This window comes from Streptomyces sp. NPDC101225 (genome assembly GCF_044767585.1).
Lineage (GTDB): Bacteria > Actinomycetota > Actinomycetes > Streptomycetales > Streptomycetaceae > Streptomyces.
In genome coordinates this window covers 187,619-203,393 of sequence record NZ_JBIWOE010000007.1, presented here as the reverse complement: position 1 = coordinate 203,393, position 15,775 = coordinate 187,619, and the positions used below count along the sequence as shown (strand labels likewise).

10 protein-coding genes are annotated in these 15,775 nt (G+C 71.4%); 4 read left to right on the top strand and 6 right to left on the bottom strand.

All coding sequences use genetic code 11. The features are described from left to right. Position 1: 1 nt before the first annotated feature. Positions 2-2,077: a carbohydrate-binding module family 20 domain-containing protein gene (locus ACIRPX_RS13205; RefSeq protein ID WP_404192589.1), complete on the bottom strand. Its 2,076-nt coding sequence runs from the start codon at positions 2,075-2,077 to the stop codon at positions 2-4. Positions 2,078-2,299: 222 nt separating this feature from the next. Between ACIRPX_RS13205 and pulA the strand changes: the two genes are divergently transcribed. The 3 genes from pulA (at position 2,300) to ACIRPX_RS13190 (ending at position 9,808) form a co-directional block, all read left to right on the top strand. Next, positions 2,300-7,702: a pullulanase-type alpha-1,6-glucosidase gene (gene pulA / locus ACIRPX_RS13200; protein WP_404192586.1), complete on the top strand. Its 5,403-nt coding sequence runs from the start codon at positions 2,300-2,302 to the stop codon at positions 7,700-7,702. A 73-nt stretch (positions 7,703-7,775) separates the two neighbouring features. Further along, positions 7,776-9,413: a SpoIIE family protein phosphatase gene (locus ACIRPX_RS13195; protein WP_404192583.1), complete on the top strand. Its 1,638-nt coding sequence runs from the start codon at positions 7,776-7,778 to the stop codon at positions 9,411-9,413. A 32-nt stretch (positions 9,414-9,445) separates the two neighbouring features. Next, entirely contained in the window at positions 9,446-9,808 is a 363-nt protein-coding gene (locus tag ACIRPX_RS13190) for a 5-carboxymethyl-2-hydroxymuconate Delta-isomerase (RefSeq protein WP_404192580.1), read from the top strand. A 31-nt stretch (positions 9,809-9,839) separates the two neighbouring features. Here ACIRPX_RS13190 and ACIRPX_RS13185 read toward each other — a convergent pair whose 3' ends face one another. The 5 genes from ACIRPX_RS13185 to ACIRPX_RS13165 all read right to left on the bottom strand — a co-directional run bounded on the left by ACIRPX_RS13185 (position 9,840) and on the right by ACIRPX_RS13165 (position 15,115). Continuing rightward, positions 9,840-10,529: a TetR/AcrR family transcriptional regulator gene (locus ACIRPX_RS13185; protein WP_404192576.1), complete on the bottom strand. Its 690-nt coding sequence runs from the start codon at positions 10,527-10,529 to the stop codon at positions 9,840-9,842. Between the two features lie 57 nt (positions 10,530-10,586). After that, the gene (locus tag ACIRPX_RS13180; protein WP_404192573.1) at positions 10,587-11,627 is read right to left on the bottom strand and encodes a PDR/VanB family oxidoreductase; all 1,041 of its coding nucleotides are present in this window, start codon (positions 11,625-11,627) and stop codon (positions 10,587-10,589) included. Further along, positions 11,627-12,529 (bottom strand): metal-dependent hydrolase, encoded by a 903-nt coding sequence (locus ACIRPX_RS13175; RefSeq protein WP_404192570.1) that lies wholly within the window; start codon positions 12,527-12,529, stop codon positions 11,627-11,629. Before ACIRPX_RS13175 ends, ACIRPX_RS13180 begins: the two co-directional genes overlap by 1 nt. 89 nt (positions 12,530-12,618) lie before the next feature. After that, a complete protein-coding gene (locus tag ACIRPX_RS13170) occupies positions 12,619-14,538 on the bottom strand; it encodes a hypothetical protein (RefSeq protein WP_404192567.1) in 1,920 nt (639 codons plus the stop codon). A 49-nt stretch (positions 14,539-14,587) separates the two neighbouring features. Beyond that, on the bottom strand, positions 14,588-15,115 hold the full coding sequence (locus tag ACIRPX_RS13165) for a tetratricopeptide repeat protein (RefSeq protein WP_404192889.1): 528 nt from the start codon (positions 15,113-15,115) through the stop codon (positions 14,588-14,590). Positions 15,116-15,214: 99 nt separating this feature from the next. Between ACIRPX_RS13165 and ACIRPX_RS13160 the strand changes: the two genes are divergently transcribed. Next, complete coding sequence (locus tag ACIRPX_RS13160; RefSeq protein ID WP_404192564.1) at positions 15,215-15,625, top strand: hypothetical protein; 411 nt, start codon at positions 15,215-15,217, stop codon at positions 15,623-15,625. Positions 15,626-15,775 lie beyond the last annotated feature (150 nt).

The following is a 15,775-nucleotide window of genomic DNA, read 5'->3' as shown; positions in this document are numbered from 1 at the left end:
CCTACTTCCACGTGTCGCTCGTGGTGTAGCCGGACGAACCGCCCGTCGTGTACGAGCGGTTCGTCCCGGACTCCCAGGTCACGTTCCCGGAGCCGTCCTTCTTGATGTACTTGTACGTGAAGGCCGTGTTCCTGGGGACGATGACCAGCCTGCTCCAGGTGGGGTAGGACTCCGGCGACAGCGGGATCGCGTCGGCGGTGTTCCAGGAGCCGAGGGAGGCGACGGAGCCGACGACGTAGACGTTGGTGCCCCAGTCGGTCGTCGCGGACTCGTTGAAGGTGACGTCGGTGGCGTCCGTGTCCGCCAGGTTCCAGGAGTTCTTCACCGAGAGCGCCGACGCCGTGCTCGTGGCCGACCGGTTGGCGTTCGACTCCCAGGTGACGTTTCCGGACGCGTCCTTCTTGATGTACTTGAAGGTGAAGGACGTGTCGACCGGCACACTCACCTCGCCCGACCAGACCGGGTAGCCGGAGGAGGAGAGCTTGACCGCCTTCGAGGTGTCCCAGCCGCCCAGCGCAGCGATCGAACCGACCACGTACACGTCGGTGCCGGACGTCGTCGGGGCGTACTCGTCGAACGTCGCGCTCACGGTGGAGCCGGACGAGCCGCCGCCACCCGTGTCGTCGCACCCGACGGTGCAGGTGTAGGACGCGTCGTAGAAGGCGACCGCGCTCTTGGCCGGGACGGTGAGCGAGGCGCTGCCGCCGGAGACGGTGACCGTGCTCGCGCCGCCGTCGACGACGTTCTTGTACGTGCCGTCGGCCATGCCGGTGGCGAAGGTGTACGTGGCCGCGGACGAGCCGTTGTTCAGGGCGAAGAAGCCCGCGCCGCTCCGGCCGAAGCCGATCACGTCCGAGGACTTGGTCTGCCAGTCGGAGACCGCCGCCGAGCCGGCCGCGTTGTGCCAGGCCACCATGCCGACGACCCCGGTGTCGCGGTCGAGGCAGTACCAGGTGCCGTCCGAGCAGTCGGTGTCGGTCACGAAGCCCGATGTGTTCGGCGGGGCCTGGTCGCTCTGGGTCCACTCCCAGCCGGCGAAGACCGTGGGGGTCGCCCACCTGTAGGCGAGCTGGAAGAGGTTGGCGAGCTTGTAGGTGTCGCCGTCCTTGTAGCTCAGGTGCAGGCCGTTGCGCTCGGTGTCGTGGTTGGTCACGAAGGACACCGAGTTCGCCGCCGGCAGGATGCCGCTGCTCTCCAGGGAGGACAGGTCGCTGACGTTCCCCTGGAAGGCCGACTTCATCCTGCTCGCGTAGGTGAAGTCCAGCACGTCGCCGGAGGCGTAGTAGTCGGCGGGCTGCGGGGTCGAGCCCGGGTAGATCTCCTGGAAGACGTAGGGCGCCGTGCCCGCCGTCGTGTTCGTCAGCTTCGACTCGATCGCGGCCAGATCGGTCTCCGGGATGTGCTTGGCCGCGTCCACGCGGAAGCCGTCGACACCCAGCGCGAGCTGGGAGTTGAGGTAGTCGGCCAGGCCCGCCCGGACGCTGTCCGAGCCGGTCCTGAGGTCGGGCAGGCCCAGGAGTTCACAGTTCTGGACCTGTGTGAGGTTGGAGTAGTCCTGGATGGTCAGGTCGGAGGTGGGGCAGTCCGAGGAGTCGTGGTAGTCGCCGCGGTCCCACTCCGGGGTGTCGTACTTGCTGGTGATCGTCGTGCCGTTGTAGCCGGTGCCGGTCTGCGCGGCGGTGTGGTTGATCACCGCGTCCGTGTACACCTTGACGCCGGCACCGTGGCAGGCCGTGATCATCGCGGCGAACTGCGCCTTCGTGCCGAAACGGCTGTTGAGGTCGTAGGAGTAGGGCTGGTAGACGTCCCACCAGTAGTACGAGGACTGCTTGAGGGACTCGGCGGGCGGTGCCACCTGCACGGCTCCGTAGCCGGCCGGGCCCAGGATGTTCGTGCATTCCGAGGCGATGGAGTTCCAGTTCCACTCCCACAGGTTGGCGATGACGTCGCCCTTGGCGGTGGTGTCCGCGTGTGCGGAGGCGGCGGGCAGTGCGACGGCGCCCGCGAGTGCCAGCGCGCCGGCGGCCACGGCTCGCGCCGTGCGCCGGCAGACACCCGGGGGTCGGTGTCCGATCATGTGCGGCTCCGATGAAAGGGTGCGGGGTTTTCAACCAGTGGTGAGCGTGGGGGAGTTGAGGGGGACCGTCAAGGTTGCGGTTGAAACTTCTTGCTATGAGTTTCAAAACTCTTGCTGTAAACCTTTCGTCAGCGATACGGTCACGCGGGCGCCCGGCGACGAAGCCGTCCCGCGGCGCAGGGGTCGGACCCACTGAGCCGTAATCGCAAGGAGTTCCCGCCTGTGATACCGAGATGGCCGGCGCCCACGCGGCGCCGCACCGCCCATGCCAGACGGGTCGCGGCCGTCACCGTCGCCGCGCTCGCCGCCGCCCTCGTCCAGCCGCTCGCGGCGCACGCGGACGCTCCGCCCCCGCCACCCTCCGACGCGAAGCTCGCCGCCGCGCCCGCCCGGCACGACGACACCCGCGAGCAGTTCTACTTCGTGATGCCGGACCGGTTCGCCAACGGCGACACGTCCAACGACAGGGGCGGCCTGACGGGTTCGCGGCTCAGCACCGGCTACGACCCCACCGACAAGGGCTTCTACCAGGGCGGTGACCTCAAGGGCCTGACCGGGAAGCTCGACTACATCAAGGGCCTGGGCACCACCGCCATCTGGATGGCCCCCATCTTCAAGAACCGTCCGGTGCAGGGCACGGGCAGCAACGCCTCGGCCGGCTACCACGGTTACTGGATCACCGACTTCACCCAGGTCGACCCGCACTTCGGCACCAACAAGGACCTCGCCACCCTCATCTCCAAGGCGCACGCCAAGGGCATGAAGGTCTTCTTCGACGTCATCACCAACCACACGGCGGACGTCGTCGACTACAAGGAGAAGTCCTACGACTACCTCTCCAAGGGCGCGTTCCCGTATCTGACGAAGGACGGCAGGCCGTTCGACGACAGCGACTACGCCGACGGCACGAAGAGGTTCCCGGCCGTCACCCGGGACTCCTTCCCGCGCACCCCGGTGGTCACGAGCGCCGTCAAGGTCCCGTCCTGGCTCAACGACCCGACGATGTACCACAACCGCGGTGACTCGACCTACACCGGCGAGTCGACCACGTACGGGGACTTCTCCGGCCTGGACGACCTGTGGACCGAGCGTCCCGAGGTCGTCCGCGGCATGGAGAGGATCTACGAGCGCTGGGTGCGCGACTTCGGCATCGACGGCTTCCGGATCGACACCGTGAAGCACGTGGACATGGAGTTCTGGACGCAGTGGGCGACGGCGCTGGACAAGTACGCCGCCGCGCACGGCCGCAGGAACTTCTTCATGTTCGGCGAGGTCTACTCCGCCGACACCTCCGTCACCTCGCCGTTCGTCACCCAGGGCCGGCTCGACGCCACCCTCGACTTCCCCTTCCAGGACGCCGCGCGCACCTACGCCTCCCAGGGCGGCAGCGCGCAGAAGCTCGCGTCCGTCTTCGGCGACGACTACAAGTACACGACCGACAAGGCCAACGCCTACGAGCAGGTCACCTTCCTCGGCAACCACGACATGGGCCGCATCGGGTACTTCCTGAACCAGGACAACCCCAAGGCCACCGACGCCGAGCTGCTGAAGAAGGACGAGCTCGCCAACGAGCTGATGTTCCTCAGCCGCGGCAACCCGGTCGTCTACTACGGCGACGAGCAGGGCTTCACCGGTTCCGGCGGCGACAAGGACGCCCGCCAGACGATGTTCGCCTCCAAGGCCGCCGACTACCTCGACGACGACGAGATCGGCACCGACCGCACCCACGCGAGCGACGCGTACGACACGGGTGCGCCGCTGTACCGGCAGATCGCCGCGCTCAGCAGGCTGCGCACGCACAACCCCGCGCTGACGGACGGCGTGCAGACACAGCGGTACGCGGCCGACGGCCCCGGTGTCTACGCGTTCAGCCGCACCGACGCGCAGACCGGCCAGGAGTACGTCGTCGCCTTCAACAACGCCGGCGAGGCGAAGCAGGCCACCTTCGCGGCCGGCTCGGCGGACATGAAGTACCGCGGAATCCACGGCACTTCGGACACGGTGACGTCCGGCGCCGACAAGAAGATCACCGTCACCGTCCCGGCGGAGTCCGCCGTCGTGCTCAAGGCGGCCGGCAGGCCCGCGAAGCCGTCGACGGCCCCGACCCTCACCCTCACGGCCCCCGCCGCGGGAGCCACCGGCACGGTCGAGGTGTCCGCGGACGTCGACGGGGGCGGCCTCAACCGCGTCGTCCTCGCCGCCCAGGTCGGCAACGGTGCCTGGAAGACGCTGGGTTCCGCCGACCACGCCCCGTACAAGGTCACGCAGACCCTCGGCAAGGACGTGCCGGCCGGGACCGCCCTGCGCTACAAGGCGGTCGTGGTCGACTCGGCCGGGCACACCGCGAGTGCCACGGCCGCCTCGACGACCGGCACCCCGCCGGCTCCCGAGACGCCCACCGCCTCCTCCCGCGACTACGCGATCGTCCACTACCGGCGCACCGACGGCGACTACGACCAGTGGGGCCTGTACGCCTGGGGCGACCTCGCCGACGGCGAGTCGACCACCTGGCCGGCCGGCCACCCCTTCGTCGGCCGGGACGCCTACGGCGCCTTCGCCTACGTCAAGCTGAAGCCCGGTGCCTCCGGCGTCGGCTTCCTGGTCGTCGACAAGGACGGCAACAAGGACGTCTCCGCCGACCGCACCATCGACGTCACCAGGACCGGCGAGGTCTGGATCGAGCAGGGCAAGGAGGCCGTGCAGACGACGCGGCCCGACTACCCGGCGCAGGACAAGACCAAGGCGGTCATCCACTACCACCGTGCCGACGGGAACTACGACGGCTGGGGACTGCACGTGTGGACCGGCGCCGCGAACCCGACGGACTGGTCGACCCCGCTGAAGCCGGTGCGGACCGACGCCTACGGCGCGGTCTTCGAGGTACCGCTCACCGACGGTGCCACCGGCCTCAGCTACATCATCCACAAGGGCGACGAGAAGGACCTCCCCGCCGACCAGTCGCTGGACCTCAAGGCCAACGGCTACGAGGTGTGGCTGCTGAACGGCCAGGAGAAGTACCTGCTGCCGCAGCCCGCGGGCTCCTCGGCCGCGCTCGACCTGACCACCTCCAAGGCGGTCTGGATCGACCGGGACACGGTCGCCTGGAAGGGCTCCGACGCCGCCGTCTCCACCCAGCTGCTGTACTCCCACGACGGCTCGATCGCCGTCAAGGACGGCGCGCTGACCAGCGACGACGAGCGCTGGCTGCGGCTGACGAGGACCACGCTCACCGACGCCCAGAAGGCCAGGTTCCCCTACCTGAAGGACTACCCGGCCTACTCCGTCGACCCGCGCGACCGCGACCGGGTGCGCGAGGCGCTCGACGGCCAGATCGTCGCCTCGCAGCGCGCCGCCAACGGCGCCGTGCTGGCGGCGACGGGCGTGCAGATCGCCGGCGTGCTCGACGACGTGTACGCGAGCGCGACCAAGTCGACGCTGGGGCCCACGTTCCACAAGGGCCGCCCCACGCTCTCCGTCTGGGCACCGACCGCGCAGAGCGTCTCACTGGAACTCGACGGCTCACGGAAGAGGATGCGGCGCGACGGCACCACCGGCGTCTGGTCGGTCACCGGGCCCGCGTCCTGGAAGAACAAGCCCTACCGGTACGTCGTGAAGGTGTGGGCGCCCTCCGTCCGGAAGATCGTCACCAACAAGGTCACCGACCCCTACTCGCTCGCCCTGACGGCGGATTCCGAGCGCAGCCTCGTCGTCGACCTGCACGACCGCTCCCTCGCACCGAAGGGCTGGTCGTCCCTGGCCAAGCCCAAGGCGGTGCCGCTGAAGGACGCCGAGATCCAGGAACTGCACATCCGCGACTTCTCGGTCGAGGACAAGACGGTGCCCGCCCGCGACCGGGGCACCTACCTCGCCTTCACCGACCGGGGCAGCGACGGCTCCAGGCACCTGCGTGAGCTGGCGAAGTCCGGGACGTCGTACGTGCATCTGCTGCCCGCCTTCGACCTCGCCACCATCCCCGAGAGGAAGGCGGACCAGACGAGCCCCGACTGCGACCTCGCCTCCTACCCGGCCGACTCCGGCAAGCAGCAGGAGTGCGTCGCCAGGAGCGCGGCGAAGGACGCCTACAACTGGGGCTACGACCCGTTCCACTACACGGTCCCGGAAGGCTCGTACGCGACCGACCCGGACGGCACGGGCCGCACGGTCCAGTTCCGCAAGATGGTCCAGTCGCTCAACCAGGACGGTCTGCGGGTCGTCATGGACGTCGTCTACAACCACACGGCGGCGGCCGGCCAGGCGGACACCAGCGTCCTGGACAAGGTCGTGCCCGGCTACTACCAGCGGCTCCTCGCCGACGGCTCGGTGGCGAACAGCACCTGCTGCGCCAACACCGCCACCGAGAACGCCATGATGGGCAAACTGGTCGTCGACTCGGTCGTCACCTGGGCCAGGCAGTACAAGGTCGACGGCTTCCGCTTCGACCTGATGGGACACCAGCCGAAGGCCAACATCCTCGCGGTCCGCAAGGCCCTCGACGCGCTGACCCCCGCGAAGGACGGCGTCGACGGCAAGAAGATCATCATGTACGGCGAGGGCTGGAACTTCGGCGAGGTCGCCGACGACGCCCGCTTCGTGCAGGCCACCCAGAAGAACATGGCCGGCACCGGGGTCGCGACCTTCTCCGACCGGGCCCGGGACGCCGTGCGCGGCGGCAGCCCCTTCGACTCCGACCCCGGCGTCCAGGGCTTCGCCTCCGGTCTCTACACCGACCCCAACTCCTCGTCCGCCAACGGCACGACGGCCGAGCAGAAGGCCCGACTGCTGCACTACCAGGACCTGATCAAGGTCGGACTGACCGGCAACCTCGCCAGGTACCGCTTCACCGACACCGACGGCAAGGAGGTCACCGGGGCCGAGGTCGACTACAACGGCCAGCCGGCCGGCTACGCGGACGCGCCCGGCGACGCCGTCGCCTACGCGGACGCGCACGACAACGAGTCCCTGTTCGACGCCCTCACCTACAAGCTGCCGAAGGGCACGTCCGCGGCCGACCGGGCCCGGATGCAGGTCCTCGCGATGGCGACGGCGACCCTCTCGCAGGGCCCGTCCCTCTCGCAGGCGGGCTCCGACCTGCTGCGGTCGAAGTCCCTGGACCGCAACTCCTTCGACAGCGGCGACTGGTTCAACGCCATCCACTGGAACTGCGCCGACGGCAACGGCTTCGGGCGCGGACTGCCGATGGCGGCCGACAACGAGTCCAAGTGGCCGTACGCCAAGCCGCTGTTGACCTCGGTGCGGGTCGGCTGCCCGCAGATCGAGGGCGCCTCGTCCGCGTACCGGGACCTGCTGAGGATCCGCTCCACGGAGAAGGCGTTCTCGCTCGGCACGGCCGGGCAGGTCCAGTCCGGGCTGTCCTTCCCGCTGTCCGGGAAGGACGAGACACCCGGCGTGATCACGATGGAGCTCGGCGACCTGGTCGTCGTGTTCAACGCGACGCCGGACGAGCAGGAGCAGCGCGTGGCGTCGCTGGCCGGAACCGGCTACCGGCTGCACCCGGTGCAGGCGGCCGGGGCCGATTCTGTCGTGAAGACGTCCGCTTATGATCAGAAATCAGGCACCTTCGCCGTTCCGGGGCGCACTGTTGCCGTATTCTCCCGGAATCCCTGACGAGGGCCTTACGTTGGTGGGGCAGACCCCGAACCCCGGTCTGCCCCACCGGTGTTGTCCAAGGGCTCGAGAGATGGACGTCGACGGCAAGCTGACAGACACGACCGTGCTGGTCGTGGACGACATGGCGGCCAGCCGGTACGCCATGGGCACGGTACTGCGCCGCGCCGGACACCAGGTCGTCCCCGTCGCCAGCGGCCAGGAGGCGCTCGTCGAGCTCGACGTACGGCTGCGCAAGGGCATCCTGCCCGACGTGGCCCTGGTCGACGTCGACCTGCCGGACATGAGCGGCTTCGAACTCTGCCGCCGGGTCAAGGAACGGCCCCGCATGGCGAGCCTCCCCGTCGTGCACTTCTCCGCCGCCGCGGTGGCACCGGCCGACCGCTGCCGGGGGCTGGACGCGGGCGCCGAGACCTATCTGACGGTGCCCGCCGAGCCCGAGGAGATCGAGGCGGTGGTGCGGACCGCGCTCCGCACCGCGCGGCTGCGCGCCGACGACAAGGCGCTGGTACGGCGGCTGACACTGCTGTCGCAGGTGATCATCACCATCCAGTCGGCGCGCTCCCTGCAGGAACTGGCCGACGCCGCCGCCGACGGCACCGCGCTGCTGACCGGCGGCCCCGCCGCCGTCTTCGTCCTCGGCCCGGACGACGAGCTCTACCGCGGCGTCTCCCGCGACCGCACCTCACTGGCCCTGCCGGACGAGGGCGCCCACCGGACCGTGGCCGGTCTGCTGCGCCGGCTCAGCCGCGGGCACGCCGGGGTGCAGCTCACCACGGTCCCCGCGCCGTTGTGGCCGGCCGGGTTCTTCCGGCCCCGTGTCCAGCACGACGCGCGGCTGGCGCTGGTCCTCACCCAGGACGGCAGGGCCCCGGTGTGCCTGGCCACGCCCACCGGTGGCAGGCGCCGGCCGAACCACGGGGACGAGGCCCTGGTGGCGCAGCTCGCGCAGGCCACCGCGCTGGCCGCCGAGCCGCTGCTCATGTACCAGGTCGAGCGGCACGTCGCGCTCACCCTCCAGCACAGCTTCCTGCCCCGGCCGCACCGGCTCTCCGAGCTGCCCGGCCTGGAGGTCGCGGTCCGCTATGTGCCCGCCTCCCGGGAGACCGAGATCGGCGGCGACTTCTACGCGGCCCAGCGCACCGGCCAGGGCGTGCTCACCGCGGTCGGCGACGTCGTGGGGCACTCGCTGGACGCCGCCACCGTCATGGTCGAGATCCGGCACGCCCTGCGCGCGTACTGCGTCGAGGAGAGCGAACCGGCGCTGCTCGCCGCGCGCCTGGACCGGATGCTCCAGCACTACCACCCCGAGGTCACCGCCACCGTGTGCCTGGCGCTGATCGACCCGGCGAGCGGCCGCGCCCGGATCGCCAACGCCGGCCACCTGCCGCCGCTGATCCTGCGGCGCAGCGGCGAGGCGGCGTACGCCGAGGCCGACGGCCCGCTGCTCGGCCTCGGTCTGCCCCACCCGGAGCCCGCCGAGCTGACCCTGGGACCGGCCGACCGGCTGCTCATGGTCACGGACGGGCTGATCGAGACCCGCGGCACCGACCTGTCCGTCTCCATGGAGCAGCTCCGCTCGGCGGCCGTCGGCTCCCTGCCGGGGCTGGACGCCCTGTGCGACACGCTGCTGGGCTGCTTCGGCCACGACCGCGAGGACGACATCGCGATGCTCGCGGTGCAGCTGAAGGACCGCGCGGCGCGGCACTAGGGTGGCCCTGTCGTCGTAGAACAGGAGTGCCCATGCCGCAGATCACCGTCGACTACTCGCGTACGATCGCGCCCGCCTTCGACCGGGACGCCTTCGCCCGCGCCCTGCACGAGGCGACGGTCGAGATCGCCGCGGCCAGGCCGGAGGCGTGCAAGACGCAGTTCCGGCCGGGCGAGTTCACCGTGTACGGCTACGAGGACCCCGCCGAGTTGCGCCACGCGGTCGTCCACGTCACCCTGGGGCTGCTGGCCGGGCGCACCGAGGAGACCAAGGCGCGGCTGACCGAGGCCGTTCTGGACCTGCTGCGCAAGCACGTCGCGGACGAGGGGGTCGTGCTGCACGCCTCGGCCGAGGTGCGTGACCTGGACCCGTCGTACCGCAAGTTCGACCGCTGAGACGTTTCTGCAGAGGTTTCAGGGACCCCGCTCAGGACGCCAGTGAGATCAGCCGGGCGATCAGGTCCGTGAAGGGGCCGTCGGCCGGCTCGTCCTTGAGGATCCGGCGCAGCAGCCCGGCCATCTCCTCGTCGTGGGCGGCGCTCACGGCGGCCAGCGCGGCGAAGTCGTGCACCAGCTGGGTCTCCAGCTCGGCGCGCGGGATGCGCCGGCCGTCCAGCCAGATCAGCGCGGTCGACTCGGCCAGCGAGATCCAGGAGCGTACGACCAGTTCCAGTCGCGCGGGCGGATCCTCGACCCCCAGGTGCGAAAGGATCTGGTCATACGCGGCCTGCCGTACGGAGTCGATGAGGGCGTTGGTCGTCGAGGAGCCGACGGCCGGGCCGCCGCGCATCAGCGCCGAGAAGCCGGGTCCGTGCTCGTCGACGAAGTCGAAGAAGCGGTGCATCACCCGGCGCAGCCGCCGGCCCAGCGGACCGTCGCGGGGCTCGTCGAACCGGCCCGCCAGATCCAGCGCGGCACGCCTCAACGCGGCCTCGTACAGGCTGAGTTTGCCGGGGAAGTAGTGGTAGACCAAGGGACGCGAGATGCCCGCGGCGGACGCTATCTCGTCGATCGAGACGTCGTCGGGAGAGCGTTGGCTGAACAGTTCGAGGGCGACGCCGATCAACTGCTGCCGCCGCTCCTCGACTCCCATTCTGCGGCGCACTCCGGTAGTCATGCGAACACCTTACCGATCGGATCCGGCCGGGAACGGTCCGGACCGACCACCGGGTGCTCACATGTCCAGCACCAGACGACCGCCTCGTGCGCGGGAGACACAGATCAGCATCGAGTCGGCGCGCTCGGCGTCCGTCAGCAGCTCGTCCCGGTGCTCCACCTCACCCTCCAGCACCCGCTGTTGGCACGTCCCGCAGAAGCCCTGCTCGCAGGAGTAGGCGGTGCCCGGCAGCTCGGCGCGCACGGCGGCCAGCACGGTCGAGTCGGCCGCGACGGCCAACGTCCGCCCGCTGCGCCGTAGTTCGACCTCGAAGGCGCTGTTGCCGTCCCCCGGGGCGCGGGGGCCGAAGCGCTCGACACGGACCGACGGGACGCGCTCGGCGACGGCCGCGAGGAGCCCTTCGGGCCCGCAGCAGTACACGGCGGCGCCCTCGGGGAGACCGTCCAGCAGGCCGTCCAGATCGGGCGAACCGTCCTCGTCCTCGGCGACCACGGTCACCCGGTCGCCGCCCAGCTTCGCCAGCTCCTCCAGGAACGGCATCGACGCCCGCGTCCGCCCGCCGTACAGCAGCCGCCACGGCGTGTCCTGCCCGAGCGCCCGCAGCATCGGCAGCACCGGGGTGATCCCGATGCCGCCGACGACGAAGACGTACGAGGACGCCTCGACGAGCGGGAAGCGGTTCCGCGGCCCGCGCACCTCGATCTCCATGCCCGCGCGCACCTGCTCGTGCACCTCGCGCGAGCCGCCGCGCCCGTCCCCGATCAGCCGCGTGGCAATGGTGTACGAGGTGGTGTCCGCCGGGTCGCCGCACAGCGAGTACTGCCGGACCAGGCCCGACGGCAGCACCAGGTCGAGATGGGCGCCGGGCTCCCAGCGCGGCAGGCCTGCTCCCTCCAGCCGCAGTCGGACGACGCCGTCGGCGACGGTCTCGTGCGCGGCGACCCGCAGCCTGAGCGCCCGTGACCGGGGCCGTCCGGAGACCGGCTGCTCCAGGGCCGGCATCGGCCACAGCGGCGAGCGCCGGATACGGCGCCGCATCGCCCGCCGGACCAGCACGGCGGCGCCCGCGGCGGCCGCGACCGTCCGCAGCCTGGGCATCACGCCGCCCCCCGCTCGGCCGCCGTCGCGGCGGGGGAGGAGGCGAGATAGGCGACGGCCTGCTCGGTCGAGCCCTCCTGGGACGGGTGGTAGGAGTGGCTCAGATACCGCGGGATCGACCTGAGCATGTCGCCGGTGGCCGGCAGGGTGCCCCGCCTGCCGCGGACGTAGAAGTCCTTGAGGCTCGCCTTCCGGTCGGTCAGCGTCGGGTCGTTCGCCATGAAGAAGCGCGCCCCGCGCTGCCACAGGAAGACCAGCGCCGCGAAGGCGGTGGCCCAGGTGCGCACCCGCCGCCGGTAGCCGCCGTCGACGTGCTCGAACAGGTCGAAGGCCACGGACCGGTGCTCGACCTCCTCGGCACCGTGCCAGCGCAGCAGGTCCAGCATGGTCGGGTCGGCGCCCCGCCGGTCCAGCTCCTCGGCGTTCAGCACCCAGTCGCCGAGGAACGCGGTGTAGTGCTCGATCGCCGCGATCAGCGCGACCCGCTCCAGCAGCCACCACCTGCGCGCCCGGCCGGGCGATGGGGGTACCACCCACGCGTTCAGCAGTGGGGGAGTCCGGTCGCCGAGCAGCTTCTCGAAGAGCCAGTCGACCTGCGCGGTGTACGGCGTCGGATCGAGACCCTGCTCCTTCAGATGGGGCAGCACCTCGTCGTGGGCCTGCGAGTGCATCGCCTCCTGCCCGATGAACCCGATGACGTCCTCGCGCAGCCGCTCGTCCCGGATCAGCGGCAGCACCTGCTTGTAGACGTGCACGAACCACCGCTCACCGGCGGGCAGCAGCAGATGCAGCACGTTGATGGTGTGCGTGGTGAACGGATCCCCCGGCACCCAGTGCAGCGGTGTCTTCTCCCATGAGAAGGACACCTTCCGTGCCTTGAGGTGGACCTGCGTATGAGACATGGCGTCAATGTACTGACGGGTAAGTCCGAAGGAAACCCTTCGGCCGGTACTTGTTGACACAAGTGTCAGCTAGCGCCGCGGCCACGACACTAGCCGAGCCCTGTGACCGACTGTCCGTCGTCCGTGGTGCCCTTGAGCTGGGCGCGGACCCCCTGCTCGGCCCGTGCGGCCAGCAGACCGCCGCTCGCGTGCGCCCGGACCCCGCCCGTCGTGCTGATCGACGCCGTCCCCCTGCTCCCGGCCGCGAGCAGGTACCAGTGGCCCGACTCCGCCTTCCACAGCACCCCGGCGAGCACCTGCGGGCTCTTCGGGCCGCACGCCGGGACGTTCTCCGCCTTCGCCGCGATCGCCGCGTACCTGCCGCCCGGTGTGTGGAACTGCGCCAGCACCCGGGTGCCGCCGCCCCGCCAGGTCTCCGCCCGCGTGCACACCCAGTCCGCCGAACCGCTCGCGTCCGGCAGCGGCTGCTCGGCGTACGACCAGGCGTTGACGCTGCGCACCCCCGCCGAGCGCAGCGCGCCCAGCGAACAGGCGTACGGCGCCCAGGTGCGCAGCGCCCGCGCGCCGGAGACGTCGTGGGTGGCGCCGGGGCGTCCCGTGGTCAGCCGGGCGGGGACGAGCTCGCCGAGGTCCGTCGACAGGCGGGTGCCGGTGGCGTCCGTCAGCTGCATCACGTTCCAGGACGTGCAGCCGCCGGTCGGCGCCGCCGCGTTCGCCAGCGGGGCGGTGACACCGCGGGTGAGGGGCAGGTCCATCACGCCGGCGCCCGGCTTGAGCAGGTCGCGCTCGGCGGCCTTGGTCACCCAGGGCGCTGTCAGATAGCGGATGTTGCCGTCGGCCCGGTCCAGCACCAGCGCGCTCGCGTCCGCCCGGCCGGCGCCGTCGGCGCGCGCGAAGTCGAGGGCCGCGCCCTTGGTGCCGTCCTGCGGCTCGGCGTAGCGCACGATGCGCAGGCCGTCGTAGAGGACCACCACGCGGGCGCTGTCGACGCTGCCCGCGTACAGCAGCTGGGGCGGACCCGAGGGGCCGCCGGACGGGGTGCCCGGGGTCGCGGAGACCCGCACGTTCTCGCCGGGGCGGGCCCACACGGCCAGGGCGCGGCGCAGCAGGGCCTTGTCGCCGGTGAGGTCGCCGCGGGCCGGCCAGACGGAGAAGTCCGTGCGTGCGGCGGCCTCCCAGGCGGTGGGCGCGACCCTGGTCAGCTTCGCCGGGTCGAGGGCCGCCTCGGCGGCCGGGTTCTTGGCGTACACGGGGGCGGCGGCGCCGTCGGGGGCCCAGCCGTCGCCGGGCAGGCCGAGCAGCGCGCCGCACACCGTGAGCGCCGCGGCGGCGGCCAGCGCGGCCTTGGCGTGCTGCCTGCGCCGCATCAGGTCGGTGGGCCGCGCCTGCAGCGAGCAGGGGTCGAACTCGGAGGACTCCAGCAGCGCGTACCGCTCGGGGACGCCGTCGGCCTCCCGCAGCGCCGCGTCCGGGTCGGGGCAGCCCGCGGCGCGCAGCACCGTGCGCACGTCGGCGTCGGCGAGCCGCTCCAGACCGCGCAGGACGTAGGCGGCGCGGGCCGGCCCGGACAGGGTCGACAGGTGCTGGTCCAGGGCCAGTTCGTCGGCGCCGCCCGAGCGCGGGAACAGGCGCAGGCCCCACACCTGGGGGAGCAGCGGCGGCAGCTGGGAGCGCCTGGGCCAGGCCGCGCGCCGCAGCGGCAGGCCCGCCTCCAGCGCCGTGCGCAGCACCTGCCGGCGTACGAAGGCGTACCCGGGATCGCCGTCGCGGCCGGCCGACTGCGCCGGGATCACGGGGGCCGTCGTCCGGCCCCGGGGCAGGGCGCGCTGGGTGAGGGAGTGTGCGGTCACCACGCGCCGGTTGCGGCCGAGGCCCGGCGGCAGCACCAGATAGGCGAGCCGGACCAGCCGCGGGTAGTGCTCGACGAGCGCGGCCTCGGCCTGCTCGACGTCGACGACCGGATCGGCGGAGGAAGGTGCGGGGCGCGGGGCGACATCCTGTGACTGCACGTTCAGCAGAACGAGCGAATCGTGCGATGGTCACCGCCGCCCGGGCGAGTCACCCCCCGGGTTCCACCAGGGCCCGCGCGTAGTTCGCCATCGACCGCTGGTAGCGCGGCAGATGAGGGGCCAGGGCGCCGAGTACGAGGGAGAGGCCCTCGCGGTCCCGGCCGAGACTGGACAGGCACAGTGCCAGGCAGCCCCGTACCGCGTCGTCCAACTCGTCCGAGGGGGCGTCCAGTTCGGGTGTCAGCAGTTTGACGCCCTCCTCGGCCCGCCCGATGTTGCGCAGCGAACTCGACAGCTGGATCTTCGCGCGCCGCCCCTTGTACCCGCTGGCCTCGCTCAGTCCGCGCGCCAGCGCCTCCTGGTACAGCGGCACCGCCTGGTCCGAACGGCCCGTCGAGTCCCAGGCGCAGGCCCGCTCGAAGAGGCCCAGGGGGCTGCCGTCCGGCAGTTCGGCGACGAGCGCGTCGATCACGGCCCGGAAATCGGGCGCGTCCTGCTCGGCGTAGTCGTCGAAGGAGGCCCAGGCGGCCGTCACGCGATCTTCCCAGTCTTGGTTCACGGGCCCACCTTCGCACAGGTGTGCACCCGGCACGACGGCTTTTTGAGCGTGCCGTACCCCGCGCCCGTATCGATGGTGACGGGCCCCTCGCCGGGGCCGGAAGGACCGGAGGAACAGATGAGGACGACCCGACCGATGCTCGCCGCGGCGAGCACCGCGGCCATGCTGGTGCTGGCCGGCTGCGGAGCCGGAGAGAGCGACCCGACCGCCGCGGTGCCGTCCGCCGCCACCGGCACGCTGGAGAGCCTCGCCGCGGCGGTGAAGTGCCGGCCCGACATACAGCTGGACACCGACGAGGTCCGCCAGGCCGTCTGCAAGCGCTCCAACGGCAAGTTCATCCTCGCGACCTTCGCCACCGACCGCGGCCAGCGCGAGTGGATCAACTCGGCCCAGGACTACGGCGGTTTCTACCTGGTCGGCCGCAAGTGGGCGGTCTCGACCGGCACCCGGAGCGTGATCACGGCGCTGCGCCCCACGCTCGGCGGCGACATGGAGATCGGGGCCGACCACAGCGCCCACACCGGCTGATCCCGGTCCGCTCCGGAGCGGACGAGACCGGTGGCCGGCGGGGGGGGAGCCCCCCCCCCGGCCCCCGGCCGTGGGGCACCCGCGCAGCCGGGTCACCGGCCCCGCGTGCCGGGGTTGAATCACCTGACCACCCCGTTGAACAGGTTAAGG